This window comes from Nonomuraea sp. JJY05, assembly GCF_043496855.1.
Classification (GTDB): Bacteria; Actinomycetota; Actinomycetes; order Streptosporangiales; family Streptosporangiaceae; genus Nonomuraea.
Genome location: NZ_JBIEIS010000026.1, coordinates 26,490 through 40,918, shown reverse-complemented (window position 1 = coordinate 40,918; position 14,429 = coordinate 26,490). Strand labels below are relative to the sequence as shown.

The following is a 14,429-nucleotide window of genomic DNA, read 5'->3' as shown; positions in this document are numbered from 1 at the left end:
GAGCCGGCCGGCACGGGCGTTTATACCTCGCGGATATACCCTCAGAGTATAGTCTCTGGCCATGAGCGTTCCCCTTGCGCTGCTCGGCCTCCTGGAGCGGGAGCCGAGCCATGGCTACGACCTGAAACGCGACTACGACACCTACTTCGGCGGGGGCAAATCCCTGCCGTTCGGCCAGGTGTACTCCACGCTCGCCCGCCTGGCCAGGGACGGCAAGATCGCCGCCGGGCAGAGCGAGCCGGGCGACGGCCCCGACCGCAAGCGCTATGCCATCACCCCGATCGGCCGGAACGAGGTCGAGCAGTGGCTGGCCGAGCCGGTCGCGGCCGAGCCGTACCTGCAGACGGTGTTGTTCACGAAGGTCGTGCTGGCGCTGATGCTGGGCCGCGACGCGGCGGGCTACCTCGACGCCCAGCGCGCCACGCATCTGCGGCGCATGCGGGAGCTCTCCGAGATCAAGCGCGGCGGCGCGCTGATCGACACGCTCCTCGCCGACCATGCCCTGTTCCGGCTGGAAGCCGATCTGCGGTGGATCGACGTCACCCAGGCCAGGCTGGGGGCGCTGGCGGAAACGGTGCGCGAACGATGATCGTCAACGCACTGCTGCGGGCCGAGGGCATCAGCCGCTCCTTCGGCAGCACGCCCGCGCTGCGGGAGGCCGGCCTGTCGGTGGCCGCGGGCGAGGTCCTGGCCATCATGGGGCCCAGCGGCTCCGGTAAGTCGACGCTGCTGCACTGCCTGGCCGGGATCTTCACCCCGGACACCGGCGAGGTGTGGTTCGACGGGCGGCGGCTCGACACGCTGGACGACGCCCGCCGCAGTGAGCTGCGGCGCACCGCCTTCGGGTTCGTCTTCCAGTTCGGCCAGCTCGTGCCCGAGCTGACGGTGGCCGACAACGTGGCGCTGCCGCTGCTGCTCGGCCGCACCAGGCGCAAGCACGCCTACGCGCGGGCCACGTCCTGGCTGGAGCGGCTGGAGCTGGGCGGGCTCGGCGGCCGGCGTACCGGTGAGCTGTCGGGCGGGCAGGCGCAGCGGGTGGCCATCGCCCGCGCGCTGGTGACGAAGCCGCGCGTCGTCTTCGCCGACGAGCCGACCGGCGCGCTCGACTCGCTCACCGGCGAGCACGTGATGGACCTGCTGGTGGGCCTGGCCCGCGAGGAGGGCGCCACCGTGATCGTGGTGACGCACGACCCCCGCGTGGCCGCCTGCGCCGACCGCGAGGTCGTGGTGCGCGACGGCAAGGTCACCGACCCGTACGCCGGCGGGGTCCTGCGATGATCCTGCTGGGGCTGCGGCTGTCGCTGCGCAGCGGCCGGGAGACGGCGGCCCGGCTGGCGCTGATCGTGGCCGGGGTGGCGGTCGGCGTCTCGGTGCTGCTGGCGACGTTGTCGCTGTTCAACGCCTTCCAGGCCACGGGCGACCGGCCCTGCTGGGAGTGCACGCGCGGCACGGCGCCCAGCGGCTGGGCCCTGGACGCCACCGGCGACGGCGCCCTGTGGAACTTCCGCGAGGACTTCTACGCGGGCCGGACGATCACCCGGCTCGACGCCGCCGCGCTCGGCGACCGCGCGCCGGTCATTCCCGGCCTGTCCCGCATGCCCGGCCCCGGCCAGTACTACGCCTCGCCCGCGCTGGCCGGGCTGCTGGACTCGGCGCCGCGCGAGCAGCTCGCCGCCCGCTTCCCCGGGACGCGGGCGGGCCTGATCGGCAGCGCCGCACTGTCCGGGCCCGACGAGCTGGTCATCGTGGTGGGTGGGACGCCGCAGCAGGTCGCCGCCATGATCGGCACCCGGCGGGTCGACACGGTCGCCACCGAGCCGGCGGTCGACCAGAGCGCGGACGTCTACCGGTTCGGGTTCGGCATCGCCGCCGTCGGGCTGGTCGTCCCGCTGCTGGTGCTGGTGGGCACCGCCACCCGGCTGGCCGCCGCCCGCCGCGAGACGCGCTTCGCGGCGATCCGGCTGGTCGGCGCCACCTCCCGGCAGATCAACGTCCTCGCCGCGGTGGACGCCGCGCTGGGCGCGCTGCTCGGCGCGCTGGCCGGCGCCGTGCTCTTCCAGCTGGTACGGCCGCTCGTGGCCGGGATCCGGGTCACCGGTTCGCGCTTCTTCCCCGAGCTGGCGGTCCCGAGCCCCTGGCAGTACGCGGCCGTGCTCGCCTGCGTGCCCCTCGTCGCGGCCGGCGCCGCCCTGTGGTCGCTGCGCCGGGTGCGGATCTCGCCGCTCGGCGTGGCCAGGAAGGCCGCCCCGCCGCCGCCGAGAGCCTGGCGGGTGATCCCGCTCCTCGCCGGGCTGGGGCTGTTCGCGGGCCCGGCGTTCCAGGACGGCAAACCCGACACCCTGCTGGCCAACGCGGGGATCGCGCTCGTCATGGCCGGCCTCGTGCTGGCCGGGCCGTGGCTGACGATGCTCGGCGCGCGCCTGGCCGCCCGCCTGACCCGCGGGGCGGCGACGCTGCTGGCGGCGCAGCGCCTGGCCGCCGACCCGAAGACCGCTTTCAGGTCGGTGAGCGGGCTGGTGCTGGCGGTGTTCATCGGGACGACGATCGCGGCCCTCGTGCCCACGGTGGTCACGGGCCAGCAGGCCGTGGCCGGCGGCACGCTCAACAACGTGCTGGGCGCCGTGCTCTGGCGGCCGGGCATCGCGAGCCTGTCACCGCGCGCGGCGGCGGACCTGCTCGCCCAGGTGCGCGCCCAGCCCGGCGTGGACGTGCTGCCGATCTACGCCAGGGCGGATCTGGAGCACCTGCGCCCGCCGCCCGACGGCTCGCCGCCCGCGACCTCCGTCGTGGAGTGCTCAAGCCTGGCCCGCTTCCCCGTGCTCGGCCGGTGCCCCGCGGGCGCGAAGGCCGTGCTGGGCCGGTTCGACCGCGTCGTCGGCGCCGACAACCCCCTCACCATCGACAGGCTCCTCCCGCTGGCCGGCCCCGCCAGCGAGTCCGCCTCCGCCGCCGGGCTCGATCTGATGGCCGTCATGATCCGTACGGGCGACGCGGCGACGCTGGAGCGGCTGCGTACTTTGGTGGCCGGCTACACCGCGCAGGCGCCGATGACCTTCGCCGAGGTCGCCCAGGTCAGGGCCGATCTGTACGCCAGAGCGGAGAGCATCGCGCTGGCCATGGTCGCGCTCACCCTGGTCGCGGGCGCCTGCAGCCTCGTGGTGGCGGTCGGCGGCGGCCTGGTGGAGCGCAGGCAGCCGTTCACGCTGCTGCGGCTGGCCGGCACGCCCACGCGGACCCTGGCCACGGTGGTGCTGCTGGAGTCGGCGCTGCCGCTCGTCCTGGCCGCCGTGCTCGCCGCCGGCGCCGGCTTCGGCGTGGCCGAGCCGGTCATCGGCCAGCTCGCGATGAAGGGCGCCTCGCCGGCGATGCCCGGGCCGGCCTACTTCGCGTCTCTCGGCGGCGGCCTGGCCGCCTCCCTCCTGGTGATCCTCACCACCCTCCCGCTGCTCAGACGCATGACCGCGCCCGACAACGCGCGTTTCGAATAGGAGTTGCGATGAAGCTGAGATCGGCCGCGCTGATCGCGCTGGCCCTGGTCGCCGCCGTGGTGGTGGCGGTGCGTGCCGACGCGCCGGCCCTGGCGGACGACGGCCGCTACTCCGCCGAGATCCGGCGCACCGAGTACGGCATCCCCCACGTGTCCGCCAAGGACTACGGCGGGCTCGGATTCGGGTACGGCTACGCCTTCGCCCAGGACAACCTCTGCGTGCTGGCCTCCTGGGTGGTGACGTTGAGGGGCGAGCGGTCCAGGCACTTCGGCCCCGAGGCCGAGTCGGACGACCCGGTCCGCCCGGTCGCCAACCTGGTCAGCGACGTCTACTACAAGAGCGTCGCCGACTCCGGCGTGGTGGCGCGGCTGCTGGCCCGGCGAGCGCCGCTGGGCCCGAGCGACGAGCTGCGCCGGCTCGTCGCCGGCTACGTCGCCGGGTACAACCGCTACCTGGAGCAGACCGGCGTGGCGAACCTGCCGGATCCCACCTGCCGGGGCAAGTCCTGGGTCGGGCCCATCACCGCGACCGACATGTGGAACAACCTCCTCGACCTCAGCCGGATGGTCGGCATCGCCGGGATGAAGGAGTACGTCGTCGGGGAATCCGAGGCCGAGGGGCCGGAGCGCAGACCCGCCGCGGGCAGCAACGCCTGGGCGCTCGGCCGCCGGGCGACCCGCGACGGCCACGGCATGGTGCTGGCCGACCCGCACTTCCCCTGGAACGGGATCCGCCGCTTCTACCAGGTGCAGCTGACCATCCCCGGCGTGCTCGACGTCTCCGGCGGCAGCCTGTACGGCACGCCGGTCGTCCAGATCGGTCACAACGCGACTGTGGCCTGGACCCACACGGTCTCCCACGCCCAGCGCTTCAACCTCTACCGGCTCGACCTCGTGGACCGCACCAGCTACCGGGTGGACGGCCGGGCCGAGCCGATGGGCCGTCAGGAGGTGCAGGTGACCCTGCAGGACGGCACCGTCGTGGGCCACACCCTCTACACCTCGCGCTACGGCCCGGTGCTGGCCGCCGGCCAGACCGGCAAGGTCGCCTACGCGCTGGCCGACGTCAACGCCGGCAACCTGCGCGCGGCCGACGAGTGGCTGGCGATGGGCAGGGCGCGCGACCTCACCCAGCTGCGCGCCACCCAGAGCGCGTATCAGGGCATGCCGTTCGTCCACACGCTCGCCACCGACGTCGGCGGGAGCGCCTACTTCGCCGACACCTCGATGGTCCCCCATGTCACCGACGCCCAGGCGGAGCGCTGCGGCAAGCCCTCCCCCATCCCCGGCCTGGAGGAGTACGTCCTGGACGGCTCCACCTCCGCGTGCCTGTGGGGCAGGGACCGCGACGCCGTCGTGCCCGGCATCTTCGGGCCCGGCAGCCAGCCGAGGCTGACCCGCGCCGACTACGTGGCCAACTCCAACAACACCTTCTGGATGCCGAACCCGTCGGCGCCGCTGACCGGCTACCCGCGCGTGTGGGGCAAGGCGCGTACCGAGCTGGAGCCGCGCCCCCGCGTCAGCCTGGACATGATCGCCCAGCGGCTGTCCGGAGCCGACGGGCTCGGCGCACCCGGCTTCACCCTGGAGACGCTGCAGGCCAGCGTGCAGGGCAAGCGCAACTACACCTTCGAGCTCATGCGCCCTGACCTGCCGAAGCTCTGCCGCAACAGCGCCCTGACCACGTCCGACGGCAAGCGGGTGGACGTGCGCGAGGCCTGCCGGACGCTGCGCGAGTGGAACGGGCGGGCCACGCTGGACGGCCAGGGGGCCATCCTGTGGCGCGAGTTCTTCCAGCGGCTGGGACGCCCCACCAAGCCGGGAGACCCCGTCTACAGCCCGTGGCGGGTGCCGTTCGATCCCGAGCGCCCGCTGGCCACCCCTCGGGGTCTCAAGAGCGACGACCCGGTCGTACGGCTGGCCCTGGCCGACGCCGTGGCCGCCTTCCAGGCCGGCGACATCCCCCTCACCCTCACCCCGGGCCAGGCGCAGCACTACTCCTCGGTCCCGATTCCCGGCTGCACCGAAGGGGAGGGCTGCTTCGACAGGGTGCGCATGCGCGGCAGGCTCGGCGCGGACGGGCGCTACCCGGAGGTGGACACCGGATCGGCCTTCATGATGGCCGTCGAGCTCACCCCGGCCGGGCCCCGTACGCGCACCATCCTCACCTATTCGCTGTCCGCCGACCCCAGCTCGCCGCACCACACCGACCAGACGGTCCTGTTCTCGCGTGGCCAGTGGGTCACCGAGCGTTTCACGGAGGCCGAGATCGCCGCCGACCCGCGGCTGAGGACGTCCACCGTGAGCGGGTGACGACCTGAGCCGTCAGCGGTCCCCGGTGAGGCCGAGGCGGGCGGCGAGCTCGGTCCGTACCGGATCGTCGCCGGGCCGGTCGATCTCGTCGAGGATGTCCAGCGCGGTCCGCCACTCCTTGCGGGCCGCCGCTTCGTCACCGGCGGACCGGTGGATGTCGCCGAGGTGGAGCAGGCACACCGTCTGCTCCACGCGGTCCCCCGCCTCCTGGAAGAGCCGCAGAGCGTGCCGGTAGCGGCTGATGGCCTGGTCGTGGTCGCCGGCGCGGTGGTAGGCGTGGCCCAGGCTGTCCAGGGCGGCCGCCAGGCCGTACGGGTCGCCGAGCGACTCGAACAGGGCGACGGCCTGCTCGCAGTGGTCGATGGCCTCGCGGTGGTGCCCGAGTTCGGCGTGCTCCCAGCCGACGGAGTTGAGAATGTCGGCGGTGCTGCTCTTGTCGCCCAGATCGCGGTACAGCTCGAGCGCCCGCTGAGCATGCGCGAGCGCCTCGCTGTGCTGCTCCTGAGCGCTGAACACCATGGTGAGGCTGTGGTTCGCCCGAGCCTGGAGCGCCAGGTCACCGAGCCGGGTGGACAGGTCGAGCGCGTGATCGAGATGCACGCGGGCGTCGTCGTACCGGCCGAGCCGCAGATGGGTGCGGGCGATGATCTGGTGCGCCCGGCACTGTGCGACGAGGTCGTCGTGGTCCCGGGCGGCCTCCAGGGCGGCCTGCTGCGTGGTGAGGATGTCCTGCCAGCGCCCCTGGCGGTTGAGGAAGTCGGCCAGCGACCAGGCCAGCTGCCAGGCGTGCGTGGTCAGCCCGGCGTCGGCGGCCCGCTTGACCGCCCAGAGCAGCACCTGGTTCTCGCGGGCGAGCCAGTCGGCCGCCTGCTGCTGGTCGCGCAGGACGACCGGGACGGCGCCGGGCGCGAGAGGCTCGGTAAGCTCGATCGCCCGCCGGTTCGGGTAGAACAGCAGGGCCGCGGCGTGCGCGGTGTGCAGGTAGTGGTCGAGCAGGCGGCGCAGCGCCGCGTCGCGCTCGGCCTCGGTGTCCTCGGCGTACGCCCGTTCGCTCGCGTAGTCGCGCAGCAGGTCGTGGAGGGCGAAGCGGCCCGGAGCGTGCTCGGTGACCAGGTGCGCGCGGACCAGTCCGGCCATGGGCCGCCGGGCGTCCACGCCCATGAGACTGGCCGCGGCGGGCGGCGGGATGTCCGGTCCCGGGTGCAGTGACAGTAACCGGAACAGCCGGGCCGCCTGCGGCTCCAGCGCGCGGTACGAGGCGGCGAACACGGTCCGCAGATCGGCCGACAGCTCGCCGGCGTCCAGCGCGTCGAGCCGGGTGGACTCCGCGCGCAGTTCCTCGGCCAGGGACGCGAGCGGGAGCCACGGGCTCATCAGGGCGCGGGCCGCGATGATGCTCAGCGCCAGCGGGAGCCCGGCGCAGCGCTCCACCAGGGCGGCCACCGCCTCCGGCTCGGCCTCGACCCGCTCGGATCCCAGGTGGTGCAGCAGCAGCCGGCGGGCTTCGGCGGGGTCGAGCACGTCCAGCGGCACGTGGCGGGCGTCGTGGCCGGCGATCAGCCCGGGAAGCTGGTTGCGGCTGGTGACCAGCACGGTGCAGGAGGGCGTGCCCGGCAGCAGCGGGACGACCTGAGCGGTGTCGCGGACGTTGTCGAGCACGATCAGCAGGCGTTTGCGGGCCGTCAGGCTGCGGTAGAGCGCCGTCTGCTCCTCCGGCCGCTGCGGGACGGCGGCGGGATCCGCGCCGAGCGCGCCCAGCAGCAGGCGCAGGGCCGTCTCCACCGGCATCGGCGCGTTCCCGGCGTCGAATCCGCGCAGGTCCAGGTAGATCTGCCCGTCCGGGAAGCGGTCCACGTGGTGGTGCGCCCAGTACAGGGCCAGCCAGGTCTTGCCGATGCCGCCGTACCCGCCGATGGCGGAGATCATCGCCACCCGGTCCGTGCCGTCGCCGGTCAGCGCGTCGTCCAGGGTGGCCAGCTCGCGCGGGCGTCCGACGAACACCGACGGCGGCGCGGGCAACTGGCGCGGCACCACGACGGCCTCGACGGGCGCGGCGGACGCGGGCGTGGTGGCCGCCGGCGGCGTCGGGGGCGTCGGGGCGGATTCGGCGGGGGCGGGGGCCACTGCGGCGGTGAGCATCTGGTGATGCAGGAGCCGCAGGTCGGGGCCGGGTTCCACGCCGAGGTCGGCGGCCAGCCGCTTGCGGATGCGCTCGTACTGCTGGAAGGCCTCGCCCTGGCGGCCGCTGCGGTACAGGGCGAGGATCAGCTGGGCGGCCGGCCGTTCGTCCAGCGGGTGTTCGGCCGCCAGGGACTCCAGGGCCCCGAGGAGGGCGGCGTGGCCGCCGCGGCGCAGCCGTACGTCGTGGTAGGCCAGGCGCGCGCCCAGCCGCTCGCCCTGCAGGACGTGCCGCTGCGCCCGCGCCCACGGGGTGTCCAGGTCGGCGAAGGGCTCGCCGCGCCACAGCTCCAGCGCCTGCTCGTACAGGAGTTCGGCGGTGGCGTCGTCGCTCGTGCGGGCCCGGTCCCGCAGATCCAGGAAGCGGTGCAGGTCCACCGCGCTCTCGTCGGCGCGCAGCAGGTAGCCGCCGCCGCTGCGGCGGATGCCGCCGTCCCAGGCCGCCGGCAGGGACGTACGCAGCCGGGACAGGTAGCTCTGCAGGGTCGCGGCCGGCCGCCGGGGCGGATCCTCTCCCCACACGCAGTCGGTCAGCTGGCTGAGGGAGAGCGGCTGGTTGACCTTCACCAGCAGCGCCGCCAGCACACTTCGCTGCCTGGCCGGCCCCAGCTCGATCGCCTGGCCGTCCACCCAGGCGCAGATCTCGCCCAGCACGCCGAAATCGATTCGTAGCACGCTTCCGTCAACCCTCCAGAGACCGGCTCAGCATCCAGACGGGGTCGCGACCCCCGTCTGGATGCTCGCATGCCAGGGGAGCGCCCCGCACCACCCTCGCGTGAGTGAGCCCGGGGACGTGCGCTCTGGGTCGTTATACTCGGTACATATGCCCCAATAAGAACAGTTTTCCCCCAGATCGACGCTGACAACCTCGGCGACGTGGTGAGGGGACGGGATGGGCGAACAGCGTACGCAGGGCCCGCGGACCATGTGGGCAGACCAGGCTTCCGAGGAGCGAAGACGGTTGCTCGCGGAGGCCGGTGACGATCTGTGGGGGATCGAGCTCCTGCGGTTCGCGCTCCAGCAGGCGGTGGCCGAGCTCGCCGGGCTGGGCGGGATGGTGCACCTCGGCAGCCCCGGCCACGGCGGCGGGCTGCGTCTCGTCGTGACCAGCGGACTGCCCCCCGCGCTCACCCGAGCATGGGAGCGCGTCGACGGCAACGGCCCGCTCGCCCCGGCTCGCGCTTTCCGGAACGCCGCGTCCGTCCGGGTGTCCATGGCGAACGCCGCCGGTATCCCCCAGCAGGGCTCCGCCACGGCCGAGGCCCGCTCCTGGCCGGACGGCACGGCGATGACGGCCGTCCCGCTGCTCGGCCCGGCAGGGCCGGTCGGCGCGCTGTCGATCGTGACGGCCTCCTCGCACGAGCCGTCGCCCGGCCGGCTGGCCTTCCTCGACCTGCTGAGCCGATGGGTGGGCGAGCGCCTGGGCAAGTCCTCCGTGCCCCCGCCCGGCTCGGCACCCGCGGGCGGGCAGGGCCGGTCCGCCGGCTCTCACCTGCCGCAGCACCTGGAGACCATCGGCACCTGGGACTGGGACATCCGGACCGGGGACGCCATCTGGAACGACGCGATGCTCACCCTGCTCGGCATCGAGCCGGGCACCTTCGACGGACGCATCGAGACCTGGATGGCCCTGGTCCACCCCGAGGATCTGCCGTGGGTGCTGGCCGACATCGACGAGGCCATCCGCGCGGGCAGGATGTACAGCACCGAGTACCGGGTGTGCCGCCCGGACGGGACGGACGCCTGGGTACGGGCCCGCGGCCGGTTGCTGGTCGACGAGAACGGCGAGCCGGCACGTATGGTCGGCACGCTGTGGGACATCACCAAGACCCATGACGACCTCGAGGCGGTGGCCGAGCCGGGGACGGGCCGCACCGAGCGCGCGGCCCTGGAGCGCTCCGCCCGCATCAAGCAGCTGACCAGGGCGCTGGCCGAGGCGGTCACCGTGCGGGACGTCGTCGAGGCCTCCGCCGAGCACATCCTGCCGGCGTTCGGCGCCGCCGGTCTCATGCTCACCTTCCTGGAGGGCGACCATCTGCGGCCGGTCGGGTTCATCGGGTACTCGCAGGAGTTCGTCGACCGGGTGACCCGGATACCCGCCGCCGGAGGGCTCCCGATCGCGCAGACCCTGCGGGAGCGCACGCCGCTGTTCATCAACTCGGTCGAGGAGTACATCGAGCGCTATCCCACGACGGCCGACCTGCCGGCGGCGGGCGGCAAGAAGGCGTGGGCCTTCCTGCCGCTGATCGCCTCGGGCCGCCCCGTCGGCAGCTGCGTCGTCTCCTTCACCGACCCGCGCCAGTTCACCGGCGAGGAGCGCAACCTGCTCACCACGCTCAGCGGGCTGGTCGCCCAGGCCATGGAACGGGCCCGCCTGTACGACAGGGAGCACACGCGCGCCCAGGAACTGCAGCGCGGGCTGCTCCCGCGCGAGCTGCCCGACCTGCCGGCGGTCACCGCCGCGGCCCGCTACCTGCCCGCCGGCAAGGACATGGAGGTGGGCGGCGACTGGTACGACGTCATCCCGCTGTCGGCGGACCGGGTCGCCATCGTCATCGGCGACGTCATGGGACACGGCGTGACCGAGGCGGCCACCATGGGCCGCCTGCGCACGGCGGTCCGCACCCTGGCCGACCTGGAGCTGCCTCCCGACGAGCTGCTCACCCACCTCAACGACGTGGTCAGCGACCTCGGCGACGACTTCTACGCCACCTGCCTGTACCTGGTCTACGACGCCACCACCCGCTCCTGCGTGCTCACCCGCGCCGGCCATCCGCCGCCCGCCGTCGTCCACCCCGACGGCAGCGTGCACTTCCCCGACGCCGACCCGAACTCGCCCCTCGGCGCCGCCACTCCACCCTTCGACACCGTACGGATGGAGCTGCCCGAAGGCAGCCTGCTGGTGCTGTACACCGACGGCCTGGTCGAATCCGCCACCCTCGACATCGACCAGGGCATCGCCGATCTCGCCAAGGCGCTGGGCGACACGGTCCCCGGGATCCCGCCCGCGGCGGCGTGCCGGCACCAGGACCGGGACGCCACCCCGCTCCATTGCGCCGAGTGCCTGGAATCCCTGTGCGACAGCCTCGTCACGACTTTGCTGCCGGTCAGGCAGGGCACCGCCGACGACGCCGCCCTGCTGGTGGTCCGCACCCATGCGCTGCCGAAGGACGACATGGCCACCTGGCCGCTGCCCGAACACCCCAAGGCCGCCGGCGAGGCCCGCGAACACGTCCGGACCCAGCTCAGCGCCTGGCACCTGGACGACCTGTCGATGACCACCGAACTGCTGGCCAGCGAGCTGGTCGGCAACGTCGTCCGCCACGCCAAGGGCCCCATCCACCTGCGCCTGCTCCGCAGCAACGTGCTCACCTGCGAGGTCTCCGACGGCAGCCTGACCACGCCCCGCATCCGCCGCGCCGCCGACACCGACGAGGGCGGCCGCGGGCTCCAGCTGGTCTCCGCGATCGCTCATCGCTGGGGCACCCGCTTCACCGACTCCGGCAAGTGCATCTGGACCGAACAACCCCTCCAGCCCGCGCCGCGCGCCCTCTAGGAGCATCTCGCTCTCAAGGCGTCGAGCCTGTCCTGCACGTGCCTGGTCTTCTCGGTGCGGTGCTGGTCCTGGTAGATGGCCAGGGCCTGGCCCCAGGCGCAGGCGGCTTCGTCGTACTGGCCGAGGGCGTGGTGGGTGTCGCCGAGGTGGGAGAGCGTGTCGGCCTCCTGGCTGGCGTTGCCGGTCGCCCGCCGCAACGTCAGGGCCTCGCGGTAGTAGTCGAGGGCCCGGGCGTGACGGCCGGTGTGGTGGGCGATGTAGCCGAGACTGTCGAGGGTCGCCGCCTCGCCGTTGCGGTCGCCATGGCTGCGGAGCAGGGCCAGCGCCTGCTCGCAGTACTCCTGGGCCTTGGCGAAGTCGCCGAGCATCGCGGTGCCCCACCCCAGGGAGTTGAGCGCGTTGGCCTCCCCCATGGCGTCGTCGATCTCCTTGTACAGCCGCAGCGCGTGCTCCAGATGGACCAGCGCCTGCGCGGGCTCGTCCCGGTGGCCCCAGGCCAGCGCGAGCGTGTGGCGGGCATGGGCCTGGCCGGCGATGTCTCCTGATCGCTCGTACAGGGCGAGGGCTTCGGCGAAATGCGACAGCGACTCCGCGTGATGCCCGGCCCGGGTGCAGGCGCGGCCGAGTAACTGGTGGACGAGGGCGTGGGCGGCCAGATCGGTCACGTGTTCGACGGCGCTGGAGGCCAGGCGCCAGGCCGAGACACAGTTCTGGAGCAGGTTGTGGGCCAGGTGGAAGGTGTCGAGCGTCCAGGCCAGTTGCCAGACGGCGACATGCAGATCGTGCTCGGCGGCCAGCCGCTGGGCGGCGAGCAGGCAGGCGTGCTCGGCCTTGAACCAGGCCTGGGCCGCCGCCACGTCCGCCAGGGCGTCCGGCAGGCAGCCGGGAGCCGGCGGCTCCATCTGGATGGCGCTGCGGCGGCGGGGGGAGAGCAGGCGGTCGGCGGCGTGCGAGGTGTGCAGGTAGAAGTCCACGAGACGGCGAACGGCGGCGGTACGGGCATCCGCGCTCAGGTCGACGCGGGCGCGGTCGATCGCGTAGAGGCGGACGAGATCGTGCATCCGATACCGGCCGGGAACGTGCTGATCCAGCAGATGGGCGGTTTCCAGGGTGCGCAGCAGCGTGCGGGTGTGCGCCACCGGACGGCCGATGAGACTGGCGACGGCGAGCACGCTCGTGTCCGGGCCCGACACCAGGCCCAGATGGGCGAAGGCCTCGGCCGCCTCAGGGCCCAGCACGCGGTAGGACGAGCCGAAGACCTCCCGCAGGTCGGTGCTGAGCTCATCGGTCTGCAGAGCGTCCAGTCGGGTGGTCTCCGCCTGGAGTTCGTCCGCCAGCGCGGTGAGCGGAAGGCCGGCGTTGATGATGGCCCGCGCGGCGACGATCCCGAGTGCCAGCGGCAGCCCCGCGCACGTCTTGATGATGTCGTCCACCGCCTCGCGTTCGGCCGCCATGCGGTCCTGGCCCAGGCGGCGTTTCAGCAGCTGGCCGGCCTGCGCGTCGGACAGCGGCGAGAGCCGCAGCAGATGGGCGCCCTCGGCCGCGATCAGGCCGGTGAGCGCGGTCCGGCTGGTCACCAGGGTGAGCGCCTCCGGAGAGGGGGGCAGCAGGGGGCGCACCTGGTCGGGTTCGCGGGCGTTGTCCAGGAGGAGGAGCACCCGCCTGCCGGCCAGCAGGCTCCGGTAGAGCCCGATCTGCTCTCCGACCGTGGCGGGCATCCGGTGGTGGGGCACGTGGAGGAACCCCAGCAGGATCCGTACCGCCTCCGACGGCGACATGGGCGTCGCGCCGGGGCTGAAGCCCCGCAGGTCCACGTAGAGCTGGCCATCGGGAAAGCGGTCGTGTGCCATGTGGGCCCAGTGCGCGGCGAGCGCGCTCTTCCCGACCCCGCCGGTGCCGGTGATCACGCAGGTCGTGGCGGTGCGCGCCGGCCCCTCGTCCGGGAGCGGGACGAGCCCGTCCAGCTCGAACAGCTCGGCTTCCCTGCCGCTGAAATGCTTGACGTCCGAGGGGAGCTGGCAGACCGGCGTCCACGGTGCGGGCCCGCTCACGGACGTGGTGCCGGCCAGGATGGCGGCCTGCAACTGCTGGAGCTCCTCGCCGGGCTCCAGGCCCAGCTCGTCGGTGAGCACCGAGCGGGCGTGCTGGAAGGCCTCCAGCGCTTTGTCCCGCTGGCCCGCGCGCGAGTGGGCGAGCATGAGCAGCCGCCACGCGCGCTCGCGCAGCGGCTGCTCGGCGACGAACGCACGCAGGTCCTCGATCACCTCGGCGGGCCGGCCGACGGCGAGCTTCGCTTCGGCCCAGTCCAGTCTGACCACGGCCAGCCGCTCCTCCAGCTCGGTCACGCGGGCCAGCATGTGACCGGAGAGCTTGGTGCCTTCGGCGGGTTTCCCCCGCCACATCGCCAGAGCCCTCTCGAACTGGACGACGGCGGCGCGGACGTCGCCCGCCTCGGCCTCTGCCCGCGCCAGCCTGATCGCCTGTTCGAACTGAAGGAGGTCCACCTCCTCGGCGCGCGCCTCGAAGGTGTAGCCCGTTTCCCTGGTGAGCAGCCGCGTGTCGAGTGACAGACTCCTGCGCAGCTGACCGATGTAGGTCTGCAGGTTGGGAATGGCCGAGGCGGGAGGGTTCTCCCACAGTGCCTCCACCAGCCGCTCTCTGGACACCAGCGTGTTGACGTTGAGAAGCAGGCTGGCGAGGACGGCGCGCGGCTTGCCACTGAGATGCACCTGCCGGCCATCGGCCCAGCTCACCCGTACCGGGCCCAAGATTGCAAAGGTCGCGTCGATCATGACCCGCTCCTCGCCTGTAGTGGCTCTGTAGCGTGCTTGTGGCACCAGCGCCGATTGTGACCCAGCGGGCAATCATGGTCGAGAGAAACGGGCCGGGAAAGAT

The 14,429-nt window shown here is 73.2% G+C and carries 7 protein-coding genes; 5 read left to right on the top strand and 2 right to left on the bottom strand.

Going from position 1 to position 14,429, the window contains the following annotated elements; translation table 11 throughout:
* Window positions 1-61: 61 nt before the first annotated feature.
* Genes ACFKCF_RS35205 through ACFKCF_RS35190 form a run of 4 tightly spaced genes read left to right on the top strand, consistent with a single transcriptional unit; the run spans window position 62 to window position 5,800 of the window.
* Window positions 62-589 (top strand): PadR family transcriptional regulator, encoded by a 528-nt coding sequence (locus tag ACFKCF_RS35205; protein ID WP_394499604.1) that lies wholly within the window; start codon window positions 62-64, stop codon window positions 587-589.
* Entirely contained in the window at window positions 586-1,278 is a 693-nt protein-coding gene (locus ACFKCF_RS35200; protein ID WP_394499603.1) for an ABC transporter ATP-binding protein, read from the top strand. The genes ACFKCF_RS35205 and ACFKCF_RS35200 overlap by 4 nt, the downstream gene beginning before the upstream one ends.
* Window positions 1,275-3,488 (top strand): FtsX-like permease family protein, encoded by a 2,214-nt coding sequence (locus ACFKCF_RS35195; RefSeq protein ID WP_394499602.1) that lies wholly within the window; start codon window positions 1,275-1,277, stop codon window positions 3,486-3,488. Before ACFKCF_RS35200 ends, ACFKCF_RS35195 begins: the two co-directional genes overlap by 4 nt.
* An 8-nt stretch (window positions 3,489-3,496) precedes the next feature.
* A complete protein-coding gene (locus ACFKCF_RS35190; protein WP_394499601.1) occupies window positions 3,497-5,800 on the top strand; it encodes a penicillin acylase family protein in 2,304 nt (767 codons plus the stop codon).
* Window positions 5,801-5,812: 12 nt separating this feature from the next.
* Here ACFKCF_RS35190 and ACFKCF_RS35185 read toward each other — a convergent pair whose 3' ends face one another.
* On the bottom strand, window positions 5,813-8,653 hold the full coding sequence (locus ACFKCF_RS35185; RefSeq protein ID WP_394499600.1) for a BTAD domain-containing putative transcriptional regulator: 2,841 nt from the start codon (window positions 8,651-8,653) through the stop codon (window positions 5,813-5,815).
* Window positions 8,654-8,939: 286 nt separating this feature from the next.
* Between ACFKCF_RS35185 and ACFKCF_RS35180 the strand changes: the two genes are divergently transcribed.
* Complete coding sequence (locus ACFKCF_RS35180; RefSeq protein WP_394499599.1) at window positions 8,940-11,534, top strand: SpoIIE family protein phosphatase; 2,595 nt, start codon at window positions 8,940-8,942, stop codon at window positions 11,532-11,534.
* On the opposite strand, the gene ACFKCF_RS35175 is transcribed toward ACFKCF_RS35180, so the two are convergent.
* The gene (locus ACFKCF_RS35175; protein WP_394499598.1) at window positions 11,531-14,287 is read right to left on the bottom strand and encodes a BTAD domain-containing putative transcriptional regulator; all 2,757 of its coding nucleotides are present in this window, start codon (window positions 14,285-14,287) and stop codon (window positions 11,531-11,533) included. The two genes, ACFKCF_RS35180 and ACFKCF_RS35175, sit on opposite strands and share 4 nt — an antisense overlap.
* Window positions 14,288-14,429: the final 142 nt, after the last annotated feature.